Genomic DNA, 18,058 nt, shown 5'->3' on the forward strand with positions numbered 1-18,058 from the left:
AAGAGAGGCACTTATCTCGCGAACAGAATAGTTTTATCCTTTAACTGATCCGATTAATACACCTTTTTCAAAGTATTTCTGAATAAATGGATACAGGATTAACACAGGCAGGGAGGATACTATGATGACACCATATTTAACCTGGTCGGCATAACGTTGAGCATAACCTCCACCAGTTCCGCCACTTCCTGCACCTTCCGCAAACACCTGATTAGATAGCAGGATATCCCTCAAAACAATCTGTAAGGGCTGCAAGTTATAATCTCGGATATAAATTAACCCTGTAAAGAAGTCATTCCAATGCCATACCAGGTAGTAAAGACCGATTACTGCGGTAACAGCCTTGGACAATGGTAAAACAATGGTAGAGAAAAACTTAAAATGCGAACAGCCATCCATTGTTGCTGCTTCAAACATTTCGTGCGGGATGTTGTTCTCAAAGAATGTTCTCGTAATAATTAAATTAAAGACATTCACCGTAAGCGGATTAAAGATAAACACCCATGGCGTATCTAATAAACTTAAATCTCTCATTAGCATATAAGTAGGGATAAGCCCACCATTAAAAAACATCGTGAAGATAAAGAAAAACATTAAAAATCTTCTAGCTTTAAACTCATGACGAGACAATACATATGCTGCCGGTAACGTTAATAGCAAATTAATAAATGTCCCAAAAAGAGCGTAAAACAAAGTATTACGATACCCGATCCAAACTCTTGAATCTGCAAAGATTTGTTCATATCCAAATAAACTAAATCCCTTTGGAAGAAAAAGAACTCTTCCAGTAGAAACATAAGTAGGGTCACTAATCGATGCTATGATAATAAAATAAATCGGATAGGCCACAATAAAAAACATTAATATACATATCGCCACCACTGTAACATCGAATAGTAAATCTGTCGGTTTTTTATTTCTAATTCTATTCATTGTGATAGAAGGCATTACTCTTCCTCCTTCAAATTAATATGAGCTACTAGACTTACCATAGACTGATCCGGGCCACTTTCTTCGCAATGGTGTTAACAATAACTAACATCATAAAATTAATGAATGTATTGAATAAACCAATCGCCGCGGCATAACTAAATTGATTGGATACAATACCAGTTTTATAAACATACGTTTCAATTACTTCTGATATTGGTAAATTGAGAGAGTTCTGCATTAGGAATATTTTTTCAAATCCTGTACTAATCACTGTTCCCATATTAAGTATTAATAAAATAATGATGGTCGGGATAATAGCCGGTATCTCCACATTCTTAATAATTTGCCATTTGTTCGCTCCATCAATTTTTGCTGCATCATATAGCTGTGGATCAACAGCGGCTAATGCTGCCAGATAAATAATACTGTTCCACCCGACATGTTGCCACACATCTGACAATACATAGATTGGAACAAATGCATTTACAGATGCTAACAAGTTCCCTTCCACACCTAGCTTTGCTAATAGTAAACCGAGAACTCCGGTATTTGGAGATAACATTACATTTAATAAACCTACTAATACAACGATGGAAATGAAATGAGGTAAATAAACGGTTGTTTGTAAAATTCGTTTCCCTCTTTTCCATCTGATTTGGTTTACTAATAGAGCGAGGGCAATTGGTGCCGGGAAACCAACAAGAATTGTCGTTACACTAATTAGTAACGTGTTACGGATCAGATCCCAAAAAAGATGACTATTAATAAATTGTTCAAAATATTTAAGTCCTGCCCATTCTCCACCCGTCAAACCAGCAGTGAAATCATATTCCCGAAATGCTAATTGAATACCATACATCGGAATATAGTTAAATATAATTACACAGATGATTGCAGGTAGAATCATAAGCCACAATTGATAATCTCTTCTTAACGTATTAAGAACGGTTGCTTTTTTCGCCTTGGGCAAAGTTTCCGTATTAGTTCCTTGGATCAAGGCCATGATATGACTCTCCTTTTTTTAGAGAGATATCAGCTGTTGGACTAATATCTCTCCTTCTAGTTTTCTAGTTTAATTGTTCGTTGTAATCATCATAGTAACCTTGGATAATCTCGATATTTGATGGTAAGCCCATCTGTTCTACTTGTTGCAAATAGCTATCCCATTCATCTTCAACACCACCTGAGGTGATCCACTCACCAAATTTGGAAATGGCAATATTCATGAAGTCTGTATTAACGAGAGTCATTTGATTGTGATCCTCTTCTGAATATTTCAGCATCATTCCCGGAAACACATCATTTTCACGATCAAGTGATTCGAATAAGGCATTAAATGGAGCTTGTTGTTCATCTACTGCCTGCATATCCACAGGTAACTCCACGTCTAATTCATCCGAAATAAACATCGGTCCGTTATCTGCCCAAGTAGAAGTCCATTTCCATGTACCTGGATCCATTTCTTCATCTTGTGGTTCAAGGATTTTGTAAGAGTTTTCCCCAGTCTCTTCAATATTGGGGCCGATAGAACCAAATAACACTTGTAGACTAACTTCAGGGTCGTATAGTTCATTGATAAACTTCATGGCGGCTTCTTTATTACTTGTCGCTGATGACATTTGGATAAAGTTAACGCCAAAGTTCAATTCATTATAGTCATAAGACCAGCTTACTTCCCCATCATAATCCGCAGATACCTTCATCGGATCGAACGTTTCATATTGATCTGAAACGTCTAAACCGAACCTGTCGGTTCTTTCCCAACCGAATGTATAACCTATTTTGGCTTCATCACCATCACCACGTGCTAAAGCCTGATACTGTGAATAGTCTTGCGTAAATGCTTCATCATTTATTAAACCGTTCTCATATAATTTGTTTAAAAAGGATACAAATGTTTTGTATCTTTCATCTACAAAGAAATTCTTCACTTCACCATCTTCCAGGAAGTATCCTTGACCGCCACCACCAGTTACCGTCATGCCCATGCTGCCAAGTAACACCGTTGGATGGAAGTAACCAAAACCACCTTCACCAACTGGGGCAAAGTCCATTGGAATTTCATCATTTGGATCACCATTACCATTGGCATCCTCTTCTTTAAACGCCATTAATACATCAAACAATTCATCCCAATTCGTCGGCACATCTAATCCTAGATTCTCTAGCCATTGATTATTAATGAATTGCATAGTAGCTGTTTCCGGCCAGAACTGTTGGTACTTAGATAACCCGTAAATTTCTCCATCCGTTTGTGTTGAAAGTAATTCCGTTTCTGGGTGCTCATCAAACATTGCTTGAATGTTTGATCCATGCTCTTCTATCAGTGGTTTAAGGTTTTCAAATAAACCTGGGAATTGGGCAAAATCCGCATCTGTGATGGCATTCGGACCAACAATTATATCAGGAATATCACCACCAGCTAACATCGCACCTTTCTTTTGATCCCAGTCAGCTGTAACCTCTTCCCATTTAATTTCCACACCTGCTCGTTCTTCTACTTCTGCTAACCATTCCATGTCTTCAAGGTCTTTGGTTAATGGGTGCTTTGTAATGAGTCCTGTTAAAACAACCTTTCCATCTTCGGTTTCTTCTGGCTCATTACTTGTTTCATCATCGCTACATGCTACTAATATAAGCATCAAACAAATGGTGATAAATAATATTATTTTGTTCTTCACACCTAACTCCCCCTTAATTAATTTTATTCATCATTAAAGATCGAATTGATACGCCTATTAATTAAATCAAGTCTGACTGCTCGAAGCTAAAAACGTAGTTCAAGACATTCCTCCTTATGATCAGTATTAAATCGCTATCCCTTAATACCATCATATGAAGTTTTAAAAGCGTTTACAATCGTAAATATTTTTGAAAAGAGTAACATATTGCGTTTAATAATTAATAAATACCTTTATTATAGATAGACGATCTCCCCTCATGTAATAAGAACATTTTTGTTATCGCTTACATTATGGGGTTAAAATATAAACAAGTTAAACTAGTTTCTTGTTCGTACATGTTTTCGAACTATTGCAATAGAACTTATTTACAGTATGCCACCATTAACAGTTTGTGTGAATTCACTTTTTTTGTGAAAACATATCTTATTTTTAGATTTCCGTTAGATTTTACACTTATACAAATTTATAATAATGTTAATAATGCCTTTGATGAAAGCTTTTTAGTACATATATACTATTTTTCATCCGAAAATTATAACAAGCACATTATATTTTAGCTATATTAAATTTGTGCTTACATATTTTCTATTTAGTTAGCACCCAATTTAACTGGTAAGTTTTAGCTCTAAGAGAATTGCGCAGATAACCGTGCAAACACTTTTCTAAAGTGCAAAAAAAATCACCTGAGGACTCAACCTCAAGCGACTTTTTTCTTATTTCTGGCTTGAAATGTGTGCGGATGCGATTAATTCGCGTATTGCAGCTTTGTCATCCTTATATAACGAATCAACAATTTTACTTCCGACTACAACTCCATCACAATGCTCTGTTAATGAACGCACATGCTCTGGATTGGATACCCCGAAGCCTGCGAGGACTGGAACACTACTTTTTTCTCTTAGTGATTCTAAGTGAGCACCTAGATTTTCTTGGAAGGAAGAGCGTACTCCAGTAGTGCCGGTTACTGTCACAGCATAGAGAAAGCCTTCCGTGCGTTTTCCGATTTCTGCTAACCGTTCGTCCGTGCTTGTTAATGCAGCTAAACGAATGAGTGCAATTTCGTTGTTCTGTAAAGCAGGAACGATGATACCCTCTTCTTCCAGAGGTAAATCCGGAATGATTAATCCGTCGATTCCTGCTTCCGCGCAGGCTTTAGCAAAGTTCCCTATGCCATAAGTATGAATCGGATTAATATACGTCATCAGTACGATCGGGAGATTCCGCTCATCTTTACTTTCTTTTAATTTTTCTAGTACAGCACTAAGTGATACGCCGTTTGCCAATGCACGAAGACCCGCTTCTTGAATCGTTGGGCCATCTGCCACTGGATCGGAAAAGGCAATCCCTAGTTCGACGACAGTTGCACCTGCATCTTCTAAAAAGGCTAACTGTTCATCCAGTTGATCTAATCCACCATCACCTGCCATGATATAAGGTACAAAGGCTTTATCACCACGTTTTAATACGTCATTGAATGCTTGATCTATTTTTGCCTTACCCATTTGCTTCACCACCTAATGCATCTCTCACTGTTTCGACATCTTTATCGCCACGCCCTGACAAACAAATCACCATAACCTCATCTTCGTTCATTTCCTTGGCAAGTTTCGTTGCATATGCAATGGCATGGGCACTTTCTAATGCTGGAATAATTCCTTCTGTTTTCGATAATTCCTGTAATCCTTCTAGTGCTTCTTCGTCTGTAATATCCACATAGTTGACACGGCCAATATCTCGCAAGTGACTATGCTCAGGTCCTACTCCAGGATAATCAAGACCAGCAGAAATCGAATGTGCTTCTTGAATCTGTCCATTTTCGTCTTGTAATAAATAAGTCATCGTACCGTGCAGAATACCTTTTTTTCCATAACTTAAAGTAACAGCATGTTGATCGGTATCGACACCTTTTCCACCAGCTTCAACTCCATATAGTTTCACTTTTTCATCCTCGACAAATGGATAGAACATCCCCATTGAGTTACTGCCGCCACCAATACAAGCAACGACAGCATCTGGTAGGCGGCCTTCCTTTTCATTCACTTGTTTTTTCGTTTCGGTACCAATCATGCTTTGGAAGTCACGAACGATTTGTGGGAATGGATGCGGTCCGACAACAGAACCGATAATATAATGAGTGTCCTCAACATGACTTACCCAGTAACGCAATGCTTCGTTTACGGCATCCTTTAATGTACCACTGCCTTGATCGACACTTTCGACACGAGCACCTAATAACTCCATGCGGAAGACATTAAGCTTCTGACGGCGCACATCTTCTTTCCCCATGAAAATTACACATTCTAACCCGAGCAGTGCACACACCGTAGCAGTTGCTACCCCGTGTTGACCTGCCCCTGTTTCAGCAACAACTTTTTTCTTACCCATTCGTAAGGTTAAAAGCGCTTGCCCGAGTGCATTATTAATTTTGTGAGCACCCGTATGATTTAAGTCTTCACGCTTCAAGTAAATTTTCGGACCGCCTAATTTTTTTGAAAAACGTTCTGCATAATATAGCGGTGTTTCCCTTCCAACATATTCTTTTAAATAATAATCAAATTCGTCTAAAAATTCCTCATCATGAATAGCTTCTTCATATGCTTTTTCCAATTCTAAAACGGCTGGCATTAACGTTTCGGGTACAAAACGGCCACCGTATTCCCCATAATGGCCTGTTTCATTTGGTTCATGATAGTTCGCCATTTCCATCACCTTTCTTTGCTGCATCTATAAATGCTTTTATTTTGTTTAAATCCTTCTCATCATCCGTCTCAACACCACTGGAGACATCTACACCAGCAGGAGACACTTCTTTGATCGCATCTTCAATATTACCTACTTTAAGACCGCCTGCAAGCAAAATCTTTTTATTCAAAAAGTCATATTCTTTTGCTATAGACCAGTCGAACGTTTCGCCTGAACCGCCACGGTACTTACCGGCTGGGCTGTCTAATAAATAGTACGCACAGTCATAGTCTGCGATATTATCCAGATCATTCGCCTGACGCACCTCAAATGCTTTTATAACTGGTAAACCTACTTCCTGACAAAAGGCAGGCGACTCATCCCCATGTAATTGTACATAATCCAAGCCGACATCATAAGCTATTTCCTGGATTGTTTCGATGCTTTCATTGACAAAAACACCGACCTTCTTCACATGGGATGGAACAAATCGAGCCAGTTTCGATGCTTGTTCTTTTGTGACTCGTCGTTTACTTTTGGCAAACACAAATCCAATGAAATCTGCACCTGCTCCTGCAGCAGCTTGAATCGCTTCTTCATTTTGTAACCCACAAATTTTTACTTGAACCATGTTTACTCTCCTAACGGCACTCTTAAACTGTCAAATGTTTCTTTTAAATCAACAGAACGCATCATCGTTTCACCAACTAAAATCCCTTTGGCGCCAACTTTCTGCACACGTTCAACATCTGCTTTTTCCTTCATGCCACTTTCGCTGATTAATAATGTTTTAGTAGTGTCAATTTTTGCTGCCAGTCTCTCCGTTGTGGCCAGATCTACTTCAAATGTTTTCAGATCACGGTTGTTAATGCCGATAATTTGAGCACCTATTCTTTGGGCAACTGCTAATTCTTCTTCATTGTGTACCTCGAATAATATTTCCAGCCCTTTTTCATCCGCATAATTGTATAGTTCCGCAAGTCTTTGTTCAGGCAAGGCTGCTGCGATTAATAAAATCAAATTCGCACCGGCGTCATAGGCACGATCGATTTGAATTTCATCAATGATAAAATCCTTGTTTAATACTGGAATGTCCACTACTTCTCTAACCTCTTGCATATCTTCCATTGTTCCTTGGAAAAACGGCGTATCAGTTAACACCGAGATTGCACCTGCTCCACATGTTTCGTAGATACGTCCTTGTGTAGCAGGTTCGACCCCATCATTAATTAACCCTTTGGAAGGAGAAGCACGTTTCATCTCTGCTATGATACTCATTTTTTCTGCGTTCATAAAGGTATCATATAAGGAAACATTCACACGTTTTCCTTGTATTAATCCTGGGTGATAGCTATCTTTTAATTCCGCTATTTCCTTCTCTTTTTCTGCTAAAATCTTATCTAAAATAGTCATGTTACACCTCTAGTTTCATCTTATTGCTTATCGTAACAAGATTCTCTAATTTGGCTAATGCAGCACCAGAATCAATTGACTCTCGTGCTAATTCTACCCCTTTTTGCACCGTATCTGCTTTGCCATTAGCAAAAATGCCTAACCCTGCATTTAATAAAACTGTGTCACGATGTGGTCCTTTGTTGCCTTCTAATACATTGCGTAAAATCTCTGCATTTTCTTTCGCATCGCCACCTCTGATTAAATCATTTTCTACAATAGGCAAGTTCACTTCTTCTGGTTTAAGGGTGAATTTCATGATTTCACCTCGATCTAATAATACCAAATGATTCTCGCCTGCTAAAGATGCTTCATCCATATAGCCAGCACCATTTACAATCAATGCTCGTTTGCGGCCTAATTTATGCAATACACCTGCCATTGTTTCTAATGAGTCACGGCGATATGTCCCCATCAATTGAGAAGTAAGTTTAACAGGATTCGTTAATGGTCCAATCACATTAAAGATGGTCGGCACACCTAATTCTCTTCTCACTTTCATTGCACGCTTCATTGCTGGATGTACATTTGGAGCAAATAAGAAGGCAATACCATTTTGTTTTAAAATGTCATATGTTTCCGGCCGAGTGAATTCTAAAGGAACACCGAGATGCTCTAATACATCCGCACTTCCTGTTTTACTCGAAATACTACGATTACCATGTTTTGCTACGGTAATACCTGCACCTGCAATGACAAAAGCAGAAGTTGTACTAATATTAAAACTTTGTGAACCATCGCCTCCTGTGCCACAGTTATCCATTGCACCTGCAAGTTCATCCGGCAATGCAAGTGGAGAAATTTCTAACAATACATTTACTAGCCCTGTAATCTCATCCACTGTTTCCCCTTTTGTCTTCAGTGCTGCTAAAAAAGCACCAATGGCAATATCACTTGTTTCTTCTGAAAAAATAAATCTTGCAGCTTCCTCCATTTCTGTTAATGTCAAATTTTCTTTTTCCATCACTTTTTTTAAAAATGTTTTCATGCTTTTTGCCCCTTTCTAATCGACTCAAAAAAATTGTTTAGTAATTGCTTACCTTTTCCTGTTCCAATTGATTCTGGGTGAAATTGTAGTCCGTAAACAGGTAAATAGGTATGCTTTACTGCCATAATTTCTTGATCATCCATTGCCGTTGCGGTTACTAATAACTGATCAGGTATCGTATCTTTCTCAATTACTAGTGAGTGATAACGCATCACTTCTAACGGTTGCTCTAAATAATTAAAGATTTCATCGTTCTGATGACGAATCATCGAAGTTTTACCATGTTTGATCTGTCCTGCATGCGTAACAGTTGCTCCATATGCAACACCAATTGCCTGATGACCTAAACATATACCTAAAATAGGAAACTCACTAGATAGAGCTTTCACAACATCGATACAAATTCCGGCTTCTTCAGGAGTACCAGGCCCCGGTGAAAGAATAATAGCTTCGGGATTCAATTGCCTGATTTCCTCTAGTTTGATCTTGTCGTTTCGAACGACTTCGACTTGTTTTCCTAGTTCCGACATATATTGAAACAAGTTATAGGTAAAGGAATCATAGTTATCAATTAAAAGAATCATTTTTTACTAACCTCCAATAGCGATTTTGCCTTATTTAACGTTTCCTGGTATTCCGAATGTGGGTCAGAGTCATAGACGATGCCAGCTCCGGCTTGCACATATGCATGTTGGCCTTTAATTACCATCGTACGAATTGCTAACGCTAAATCGAGATCACCATTCATATTGATGTATCCGACAGCCCCTGCATAGACGCCTCGCTTTTTGTCTTCGAGATCATTAATAATTTGCATTGCTCGAATTTTCGGAGCTCCTGATACTGTTCCTGCCGGCAGTGTCGATATCAGTGCATCTAAACCTGTGTAGTTATGAGTTAATTCACCATGCACTTCTGAAACAATGTGCATAACATGTTGATAACGTTCAATCGTCATATACTTCGGTATTGTTATCGAACCAATTTCACAAACACGCCCCAGGTCATTCCGGCTCAAATCTACTAACATTTTGTGTTCTGCTAATTCTTTGTCATCTGTTAATAATTCTGTTGCTAATTGCTGATCCTCTGCTTTTGTTTTCCCCCTTGGTCTTGTACCTGCAATCGGGTTTGTGACAACATTTCGTCCGGTTGTTTTAATTAAACTCTCTGGTGAGGCTCCAAGCACAATATAATCATCAAAATCGATAAAATACATATAAGGTGATGGATTCGCTACTCTCAACCTCCGATAAAAGGTGAATGGATCGGCATCAAAGCTTGCTTTCATTCGTTGTGACAAGACTACTTGAAAAATGTCTCCATCAATTATATGTTGTTTAGCTGTTTCGACCATGTTCAAGAATGTTTCTTTTTCAATCGATGGTTCGAAGCTGACGAGTAACTCTTCATCAGGCATCGTCGGTTCTGGTGTCAAGATTTGATCCTGCAGTTGATGTAAGTTGGCTTCTAATTGGTCATCATTTCTTGAACCATCTAAATTAACCGTCATCAGCGTAACCTTTTGTTTCATATGATCAAAAACAATCACATCCTGGTAAAACATCATGTGGACATCTGGCATGTCAATTTCATCATCCAACAGTTCGCCAATGTATTCATATTGTCTAATCGCATCATAGCCAATATATCCGATTGCTCCGCTGTAAAAAGCGTATGGTAATGGGAGTTCCTCGTTGGGAATGTGTGCCTTGACTACTTCTAACGGTTTTTGCTGAATCGATTCGGTTGTTCCGTCGGTATGGTTCGTGACGGTTGTCTCCGTTGCTGATCCGATAATTTCTTTGTATGGATTTAGTCCAATGAAAGAGAAGCGACCTTTTTCATCATGACTACCGGAGCTTTCCAGTAAGAATTTTTTCTTGCCTTTGATTCTGTTGAAGATAGAGATTGGTGTGATTGTATCTCCATTTAGTTCCGTGCTTTTATAATTAACCATTTTAGTTCGACTCCTTTTTTTCAAATTTGATTATTCGAATATAAAAAACCGTCCATATACAAACTTTATTAGTCTGCATAAGGACGGTTTGGTTTACCGCGGTGCCACCTTTTGTTGAAGGGCTATTTGATGTATAGCCTTCCGCTCTTCATCCGTTAACGGGGATCAGCCGTTGCCCTGTACTATTATTTCCAAGGCACTCTCGAAGGTCCATTCCAATTTCCGTGTATACCGGATTCTCAGCATCTCCAGCTCTCTGTTATACAGGGGGAAACTATACTCTTCCTTCTCATTGATTTATTTGATTACTATTTTTCTGGACACTTTTTTCCTTTACTGGACACTTGGCTTTTCCAACAAAACAAAAAGGGTTTCCACATCCGAAAAGGACGAGGAAACCCGTGGTACCACCTTTGTTAGCTGCCCATACAGCTCACTTAATACGTCAATGGATGAATCAATCCATGAACGCTTCCCTTTTGCAACGAGTGGGTATCTCGCCAAAGCCTACTAGATAATCGTTCGGTTTGGGGCTCGGAAGTCCATTCACTTACCATGCACACTGATTCGCACCATCCATCAGCTCTCTTTAGTGCTTGAGTATAAGCTACTTCTCTTCGTCAATGCCATCACGTTTTTTAATGTTGTTACTATCATAGTACGCTCTTGATATTTTGTCAATAACTTTCCGGTTGAATTTTCAGAAAATTTATCCAATGTTAAAACTCGATAATTTCTTCCTCAATTTTCTCACCAAGATGTCGACCTGGCTGATCAACCTTTACTAGAATTCGTTCACCTTCTTGTAGTGTAATTGCTGGTTTTTCCATGTGTTCAGGAGTTAATAAGTGAACACTGTCTGCTTCTTGTAATGTCGCCGAAATCTCCGTATCGCCAACTTTTGCTATCACACGCATAAGGGGGCGTTTTTCTATTTTCACTCGACCAATGGCAAGTTTTCGCGTCTCTCCTTTTTCATTATAAACCGTGATGCTATCACCCGGTTTCAGTTCTGCTAAATATGCTGTCTTCTCATCTTCTTTGAGAACATAGTGATGAATGGCTCCACTATTTACGCGAAAAGGTCTGGCAGGGTATGTATCGGTTGTACGATTTTCCGCTAATACAAAAAAGTAGCCATGACCTGTATTTCCTAAAAGTATTCCCTCTGTCGGGGAAAGATGGTCAACTAAATCTAAACAGACCCGTGATCCCTTACCTATACTCTCAATTCGGACAACCTCTGCCTCTTGCAGGTTATTTACCAATTTTTATCCTCCATTCAAAATTTTGTGCGTTTTTCCACAGAAATTACATAGTTATTATACCGAATATCATATACAATATATGTTGGATTTACAAATTAGGAGGGGTAACATATGAGAAAATTATTAGTAGTGTTATTTCTTCTATTAATCGCATGCTTCGGTGTGATTGGATTTTCCGCTAACGAACAATCTATAAATGATGATGTAATTGAAATGGAGCAAGCAGAATAGGAGAAAATTAAAGGCTGCTGACTAGTTTAGTCAGCAGCCTTTTGTCTATTATTTTCTTTTCAAATCTACTAGATCATCTACTTTTACTGCTTGCCCTGTAGCTAAAGACTTATTTCCGGCAATACCAGTTAAAATCGAAATAGCACCATCAATATGAGAAGCAGCACGGTTGAATTCATCCTCTTTTGGTACCCCGAATAAATCATTTAACAATTCTGGGTCTCCACCACCATGGCCACCTTCTTTTTCTTCCACTTCTACTTCATATGATTCACCAAACATTGGTAACACTCGTATTACTTTCCCGCTCAGTTTTCCTTCGTCACTCTTGTTACCACCTGAATTAATATATGATTGCTCACGTACTTGTACTTCAATTCGGCCTTCTGTACCATTAAAGGCAATCTGGAAACCTTCCCATGGTAAATAGGCATTTAAGGAATAGGTTAAAATCGCTTTATTTTTATACGTTACATTCACACCTAATGTATCCTCAATATTAATACCATCACCAAACACACTTTGATCACGGTGGTATCCGTCTTCTTTTTCTGCATCTAAATACATAGATTTCAAGTGTTCATTGGATTCTAAATCAATAGCAAATGAATCTTCTTTTGCATATTCGCTTCCGTGTGCACGCTCATAAAACTTAGTCACACCACGTTCTTCGGCATTTTCTTTCCCGTAAAAGCGAAGACCTCCTGTTGCATAGACAACCTCTGGTTCCGTATTAAGCCAGAAATTAACCAGATCAAAGTGATGAGTAGATTTATGAACGAGCAAACCACCACTATTGCGCTTATCACGATGCCAACGACGGAAATAATCCGCACCATGCTGTGTATCCAGAGCCCACTCGAAGTGAACAGAATTAACTTGACCAATTACTCCGTCTCGAATTAGTTCACGAATCTTCGTATTATGTGGAGCATAACGGTAATTGAATGTTACGCGAACATTTTGACCTGTTCGTTCAATTGCATCAATAATCGCTTGTGTTTTTTCCGCATCTACTGTCATTGGTTTTTCCGTAATGGCATCACAGCCTAATTCCATTGCACGGATAATGTAGCGATGATGAGTTCGGTCCATTGATGTTACAATGACAATGTCTGGTTTCTCTGTTTCAATCATTTCATCAAATCGATCTGCTGTATACGTATTGATTTCTGAGACTCCATATTTGTCTTTTAATAGTTTGTTAGCATAGTTTAATCTTGTTTGATTGGTATCACAAAAAGCTACTAGTTCACATGTTTCCTGAAAATCACGCACCATTGCCCCATAGAAAAACTCTGCACGGCCACCGGTTCCAACTAATACATATTTTTTCTTCACTCTGAACACTCCCAATGTTATTTTGTAATCGCTTTAATAACAACGTTGTTAAAATTATAAGATATTTACCCTGAAATAGCAACTCTTAATCTGTGATTTTTTTTAATTGTTTTTGATTTTATTTGTTTTTGTATTATACACTTATAGCAATACGACCCGTTTTTTTGATAAAAAGCTATTATATTCTCGTAGCGTTCAAAGTACAAAAAAACTCCCTCGTTAAAAAACGAGAGAGTTTCTAATTACTTTACTAGTCTAATATAGTAACGTCTACTGAGCGAACGCCCCACTCGTAGGCTTCGTCTTTTGTTGGAACATGAATGTCGATTTTGTTCCCTTTGATTGCTCCACCAGTATCTCCTGCAATTGCTTCTCCGTAACCTTCCACATGTACTCTAGTTCCAAGTGGGATAACACTAGGGTCTACAGCAATTACTTTCATATTTCGATTTTCCAATAAGTCAATACCTGTAGCAGTGACACCTGAACAACCGTCACATTCAGCAGTATATGCAGTAGCTGTCACTGAAATGGTTTCACCACTCTGCTCAGAAGAGTCTTCACTTGGTGTATTGGATTGTTTTTCAATCTTAGGCTCAGAAGCTTCTGGCGTTTCTTCTGTTTTGTTTACTTCCTGTGCTTCCTCTGTTTGATTTACTTCCTGAGTTTCCTCTTCTGGACTTGCTTCAGACTTATCTTTGTCTACTTCCTTGATGGTTAATTTTTCATCAATAATTATTAAATCTGTTTCGAGGTTATTCCATTCTTTTAAATCGCTAACTGTTACATCATGTTCCACAGCGATTTCACTTAATGAATCTCCTCTTTCTACGTTGTAAGTAATTTCTCTATCTATCTCTAAAATTTGTTTTGGAAAAATCAAGTCTGAATCTAGTTTGTTAATCTCCTTTAAATCTGCAACTGTTGTATTATGTTCTTGTGCAATGTCCCACAAACTATCTCCTTTTTCTACCTCGTATTCTGCTGCCGAAATTGGTAGTACAAAGAAGAAACTAGTTGTAACAAAACCTACTGACACTAAAAACTTTCGCATCATAGTTGCCTCCTTTCAATGTTGACAAGCACCACTATATCACAACGAATATACGCTGTGGTTACAGCCAATTTAAGAGTCTGTAACAAAATTTACGATATTACAAAGGCTTGTCACATTTGTCATTATGGGGCAACAATGATAGATTTTATACGTCATTTCGTAATATTTTTCTATCTTTATACTTTTTTTAAATCTATCATTATTCGATTATGCGAAAATGACTATTAGATTTTGGTATTAATTCGTTCCTCTTCAGTAGATCATCAGCAATCAATTCTGTCATATCTATTGGTATATCTTTCACCACTTCTTTATTTTTAAACATATGATAGTCTCCACCACCACTAGCACGATAATTATTCATAACGACTTGAAATTCTTGACTTAACTCAAGTGGCTGACCTTGGTATTCTAATGTAATCACTCGTTCACCAATTGGATTTGACACTTTTACTTCATAGTAAATTCCTTGCCACATATCATAGTTATAAGGTTGAGGTTTTGGCTCTAAATAAGATGGGTTAATGACTATTTCTTTGTTTTCCAGTTGAAAATAACTAGCGGATTTTTCTAACGCTTCTTTTATATCATGACCTGTGATTTTCAGTACTTTCAGTGTATTGGGATAAATATAATTACTTACAATATCTCTCATCGTTACTTGCTTCGGAAAACCCGGTGACTGATCGTGAAATAACGCCGTACAGGAAATATCCACTTCTGCTATATTCATCTGTAATTGATTGATATAGTTAATAAAAGGGTGTCCGTTTAACCGCACTTTCATGGGATCGCATATTTCCATATCCCCCTTCACAGTTGTAATGGTTTGATCTAAAAAGGCTTGGACAGCTCTTTCATCCTCTACTATGCTATTTTCCACTTGCCGATCTATTTCCGTCTGTTCATCTACATAATGCAAGGTAGAAGTAATCGATTGTATCCTTTGATCGATTGTTAATGTTATTTCTGCGATCGCCTGACCATTATTCCCAGGTTGAACAACTGTTACCCCATTAATCTGTTCTGTCAAAAATCGATGCTGGTGACCTGTAATTAATATATCTATCCCCTCTACTTCCTGACAGATTTGATAACCTTGGTTTTCTCCTGTGAAGTCTTCCGTTGGCTCCCCTGTTTTGGGATCACGTTCTAATCCACCGTGGTAACTAACAATCATCACATCAGGTGCTTCGGTTTCACGGATTTTTGCTACCCATTTCTTTGCTGACTGACACGCGTCTTCAAAAGTAAGATCTTCTATATGATTAGGATCCTCCCAATTTGGGATGTAATGTGTCGTTAATCCTAATATGGCAAATCGTATACCCGCTATTTTTTTGATGATATAAGGCTTGCCTAAGAATGGCTGCTTCGTTTTTTTATCGATAATGTTAGCAGATAACCAAGGGAAATCAGATACTTCTACTGCCTCTTGTAAATAATGCAATCCATAATTAAATTCATGATTCCCTATTACCGCAAGATCATAATTTAATTGATTAGCAATATTAATCATCGGGCTAGGTTGATCTGGTTGTTTCTTGGCAAAATAATATGTAAATGGACTTCCTTGAATAAAGTCTCCGTTATCTATTAATATGGTATCGTATTTTCTCCTTATTTCTTTCAAAATAGAAGCTGTTTTTGCTAAACCCATTTGTGTTTCTTGATTATTGCGATAATTTGTTGGCATGATATAACCGTGCACATCACTTGTAACACCAATCGAAACTGTCTTCATTTAAACTCCTCCTCTGAACCTTATTATCTATCATTATAACGTTATATAATAGAATCAGGAAAAACTTTACATGATCTTAACTGAGACTTAACACCACCTTTTCATTTATTTGATATAGTTAAAGTGTTCCAAATTGAGCAATGCTGCAAAGATTGCTTTCTCACAAAATGATAGCCCCTTTTTCTTTTGGCCGATGAGATACCTCATCGGCTTTTCTTTTTTCATTCAATAGAATATATTTGTCCCTAAACAGCACAAACCACCTGTCTAGATTTAATGATCTGATTCGCAGTAGATACAAACTGCGAAGTTGTGAAAATTTGACTTGGTGTTGCTTCCTCCCATTCTGATTTAAGGTGAGTGCTAGCATTCGCTACGGCAGAATACTTCGCTTTCCGTGGGCACGGCCTCAGCCTCCTCAAAAAGCAAAGTGCGCTTTTCTGTGGGGTCTTCAGCTCGCGCTGTTCCCACAGGAGTCTGCGTATTCTGCCTCCGCTAATTTTGGAGTTCTGATTGTTGAAAGAAATGGACTCATGGAACTATATTCTTGGAACTTTCTATCACTTTATTAGAACACTATTCAAAGCTGCGGAAAAATGCGACACTCCTGTGGGAAAGGAACAGTCTGAAGACCCCGCAGTGAGCGTTCTTTGCTCGCGAGGAGGCTGAAGCGTTCCCCACGGAAAGGGAGTGTTTTTCCGCAGCGTCGGACTAGGACTCATCTCAAATAGAATGGGAGGAAGGAACACAAAAGTTACTTCGCAGTTTATGGATTCTGTTCTCCACTTTTTCCCTTTGCAACAAAAAAACGCATCGGAATCCAATGCATCCAATGCGTTTTACTCTATAATGGTGATTCTTTCTTTGGCTGACTTTCTTGGAACTGGAGATTGGTTTTTGGCTGGGTAGCCTACTTGTATTTGTCCGACTACTCTTTCATCATCTTTTAAGCCAATCAATTCTGCTGTTTCTTCACAGAAAGCCAGTTTTCCTGTTTTCCAAAACGTACTTAACCCTTTTTCCCATGCTAATAAACTAAAGTTCTGAATTAAACAACTGGAAGAAGCATAATCCTCTTCTCTTAATTTTTCTTGTGGATGTAGTGTATTAACTACAAAAAAGATAAATGGTACATTCATGATTTTATGATAAGCATTATCGCTCACTATTTTTAATTCTTCATCTGAATTACTGTTAGTTTTTGACACCGCCACTTGACGGTTAATCTCCGCTAACTTTTCTTTTGCTTCGCCTTGTATAAAAACAAAACGCCATGGTTCCGTCATTTTATGATTAGGCACCCATATAGCTGTTTCTAATAATTCTTCTATTAAAAATCCTGGAACCTCTTTATCCTGATAAGCAGATATCGAGCGACGTTCTTTTATGAGTTGTTGTAAGTTCATGAAGACGCCCTCCCTTGTTATTGATAATCATTTTCAACTAAGATTTATCATATCATATTTGTTAAAGGAGTCAAGTTATCTAAACTTTTATACCATAATTTTCAAAATGTACTTGAAATTGGTTTCTTGTTATTGTAAAATACTAACATATGTTACTAACTAAATAGCTTTTTCTTATCCAGAGAGGTGGAGGGACTGGCCTTACGATACCTCAGCAACCGTCTTTAATTGACAAGGTGCTAAATCCAGCAAGCATTATGTGCTTGAAAGATGAGAGTCTTTACTAATGAATCTCCGTCTTTCTATAGCCGG

15 protein-coding genes, 1 riboswitch and 2 other annotated features are annotated in these 18,058 nt (G+C 38.1%); all 15 genes read right to left on the reverse strand.

Features of this window, described 5'->3' with window-relative positions:
* Positions 1–33: 33 nt before the first annotated feature.
* Positions 34–948 carry a carbohydrate ABC transporter permease gene (locus GI584_RS21480; protein ID WP_100358850.1) on the reverse strand — a complete coding sequence of 305 codons (915 nt, stop codon included), beginning with the start codon at positions 946–948 and terminating at the stop codon, positions 34–36.
* A 37-nt stretch (positions 949–985) separates the two neighbouring features.
* Entirely contained in the window at positions 986–1,936 is a 951-nt protein-coding gene (locus GI584_RS21485) for an ABC transporter permease (RefSeq protein WP_100358849.1), read from the reverse strand.
* 64 nt (positions 1,937–2,000) lie between these two features.
* A complete protein-coding gene (locus GI584_RS21490) occupies positions 2,001–3,614 on the reverse strand; it encodes an extracellular solute-binding protein (RefSeq protein WP_153792576.1) in 1,614 nt (537 codons plus the stop codon).
* A gap of 716 nt (positions 3,615–4,330) precedes the next feature.
* Positions 4,331–5,119, reverse strand: coding sequence for a tryptophan synthase subunit alpha (gene trpA, locus GI584_RS21495; protein WP_153792577.1), 789 nt, complete (start codon positions 5,117–5,119; stop codon positions 4,331–4,333).
* On the reverse strand, positions 5,112–6,317 hold the full coding sequence (gene trpB, locus GI584_RS21500) for a tryptophan synthase subunit beta (RefSeq protein ID WP_153793046.1): 1,206 nt from the start codon (positions 6,315–6,317) through the stop codon (positions 5,112–5,114). The genes trpA and trpB overlap by 8 nt, the downstream gene beginning before the upstream one ends.
* Positions 6,301–6,930: a phosphoribosylanthranilate isomerase gene (locus tag GI584_RS21505; RefSeq protein ID WP_153792578.1), complete on the reverse strand. Its 630-nt coding sequence runs from the start codon at positions 6,928–6,930 to the stop codon at positions 6,301–6,303. Before GI584_RS21505 ends, trpB begins: the two co-directional genes overlap by 17 nt.
* Positions 6,931–6,932: 2 nt before the next feature.
* Positions 6,933–7,712: an indole-3-glycerol phosphate synthase TrpC gene (trpC, locus tag GI584_RS21510; protein ID WP_153792579.1), complete on the reverse strand. Its 780-nt coding sequence runs from the start codon at positions 7,710–7,712 to the stop codon at positions 6,933–6,935.
* Position 7,713: 1 nt separating this feature from the next.
* On the reverse strand, positions 7,714–8,739 hold the full coding sequence (gene trpD / locus GI584_RS21515; RefSeq protein ID WP_100358843.1) for an anthranilate phosphoribosyltransferase: 1,026 nt from the start codon (positions 8,737–8,739) through the stop codon (positions 7,714–7,716).
* On the reverse strand, positions 8,736–9,323 hold the full coding sequence (locus tag GI584_RS21520) for an anthranilate synthase component II (RefSeq protein ID WP_100358842.1): 588 nt from the start codon (positions 9,321–9,323) through the stop codon (positions 8,736–8,738). The genes trpD and GI584_RS21520 overlap by 4 nt, the downstream gene beginning before the upstream one ends.
* Positions 9,320–10,699: an anthranilate synthase component I gene (trpE, locus tag GI584_RS21525; RefSeq protein ID WP_153792580.1), complete on the reverse strand. Its 1,380-nt coding sequence runs from the start codon at positions 10,697–10,699 to the stop codon at positions 9,320–9,322. The genes GI584_RS21520 and trpE overlap by 4 nt, the downstream gene beginning before the upstream one ends.
* Before the next feature lie 76 nt (positions 10,700–10,775).
* Positions 10,776–11,001, reverse strand: a binding site (T-box leader).
* 80 nt (positions 11,002–11,081) lie between these two features.
* Positions 11,082–11,332: a binding site (T-box leader), on the reverse strand.
* An 86-nt stretch (positions 11,333–11,418) separates the two neighbouring features.
* Positions 11,419–11,967 carry a 3-dehydroquinate synthase II domain-containing protein gene (locus GI584_RS21530; protein ID WP_100358840.1) on the reverse strand — a complete coding sequence of 183 codons (549 nt, stop codon included), beginning with the start codon at positions 11,965–11,967 and terminating at the stop codon, positions 11,419–11,421.
* A 279-nt stretch (positions 11,968–12,246) separates the two neighbouring features.
* Complete coding sequence (locus GI584_RS21535) at positions 12,247–13,539, reverse strand: Gfo/Idh/MocA family protein (RefSeq protein ID WP_153792581.1); 1,293 nt, start codon at positions 13,537–13,539, stop codon at positions 12,247–12,249.
* A gap of 250 nt (positions 13,540–13,789) precedes the next feature.
* A complete protein-coding gene (locus GI584_RS21540; protein WP_100358838.1) occupies positions 13,790–14,593 on the reverse strand; it encodes a 3D domain-containing protein in 804 nt (267 codons plus the stop codon).
* Between the two features lie 202 nt (positions 14,594–14,795).
* Entirely contained in the window at positions 14,796–16,340 is a 1,545-nt protein-coding gene (locus tag GI584_RS21545) for a bifunctional metallophosphatase/5'-nucleotidase (RefSeq protein WP_153792582.1), read from the reverse strand.
* 839 nt (positions 16,341–17,179) lie between these two features.
* Positions 17,180–17,746 carry a nitroreductase family protein gene (locus GI584_RS21550; protein WP_100358836.1) on the reverse strand — a complete coding sequence of 189 codons (567 nt, stop codon included), beginning with the start codon at positions 17,744–17,746 and terminating at the stop codon, positions 17,180–17,182.
* A gap of 171 nt (positions 17,747–17,917) precedes the next feature.
* A riboswitch (SAM riboswitch) is annotated at positions 17,918–18,023 on the forward strand.
* Positions 18,024–18,058: the final 35 nt, after the last annotated feature.

It is taken from the genome of Gracilibacillus salitolerans (assembly GCF_009650095.1).
Taxonomy (GTDB): domain Bacteria; phylum Bacillota; class Bacilli; order Bacillales; family Amphibacillaceae; genus Gracilibacillus; species Gracilibacillus salitolerans.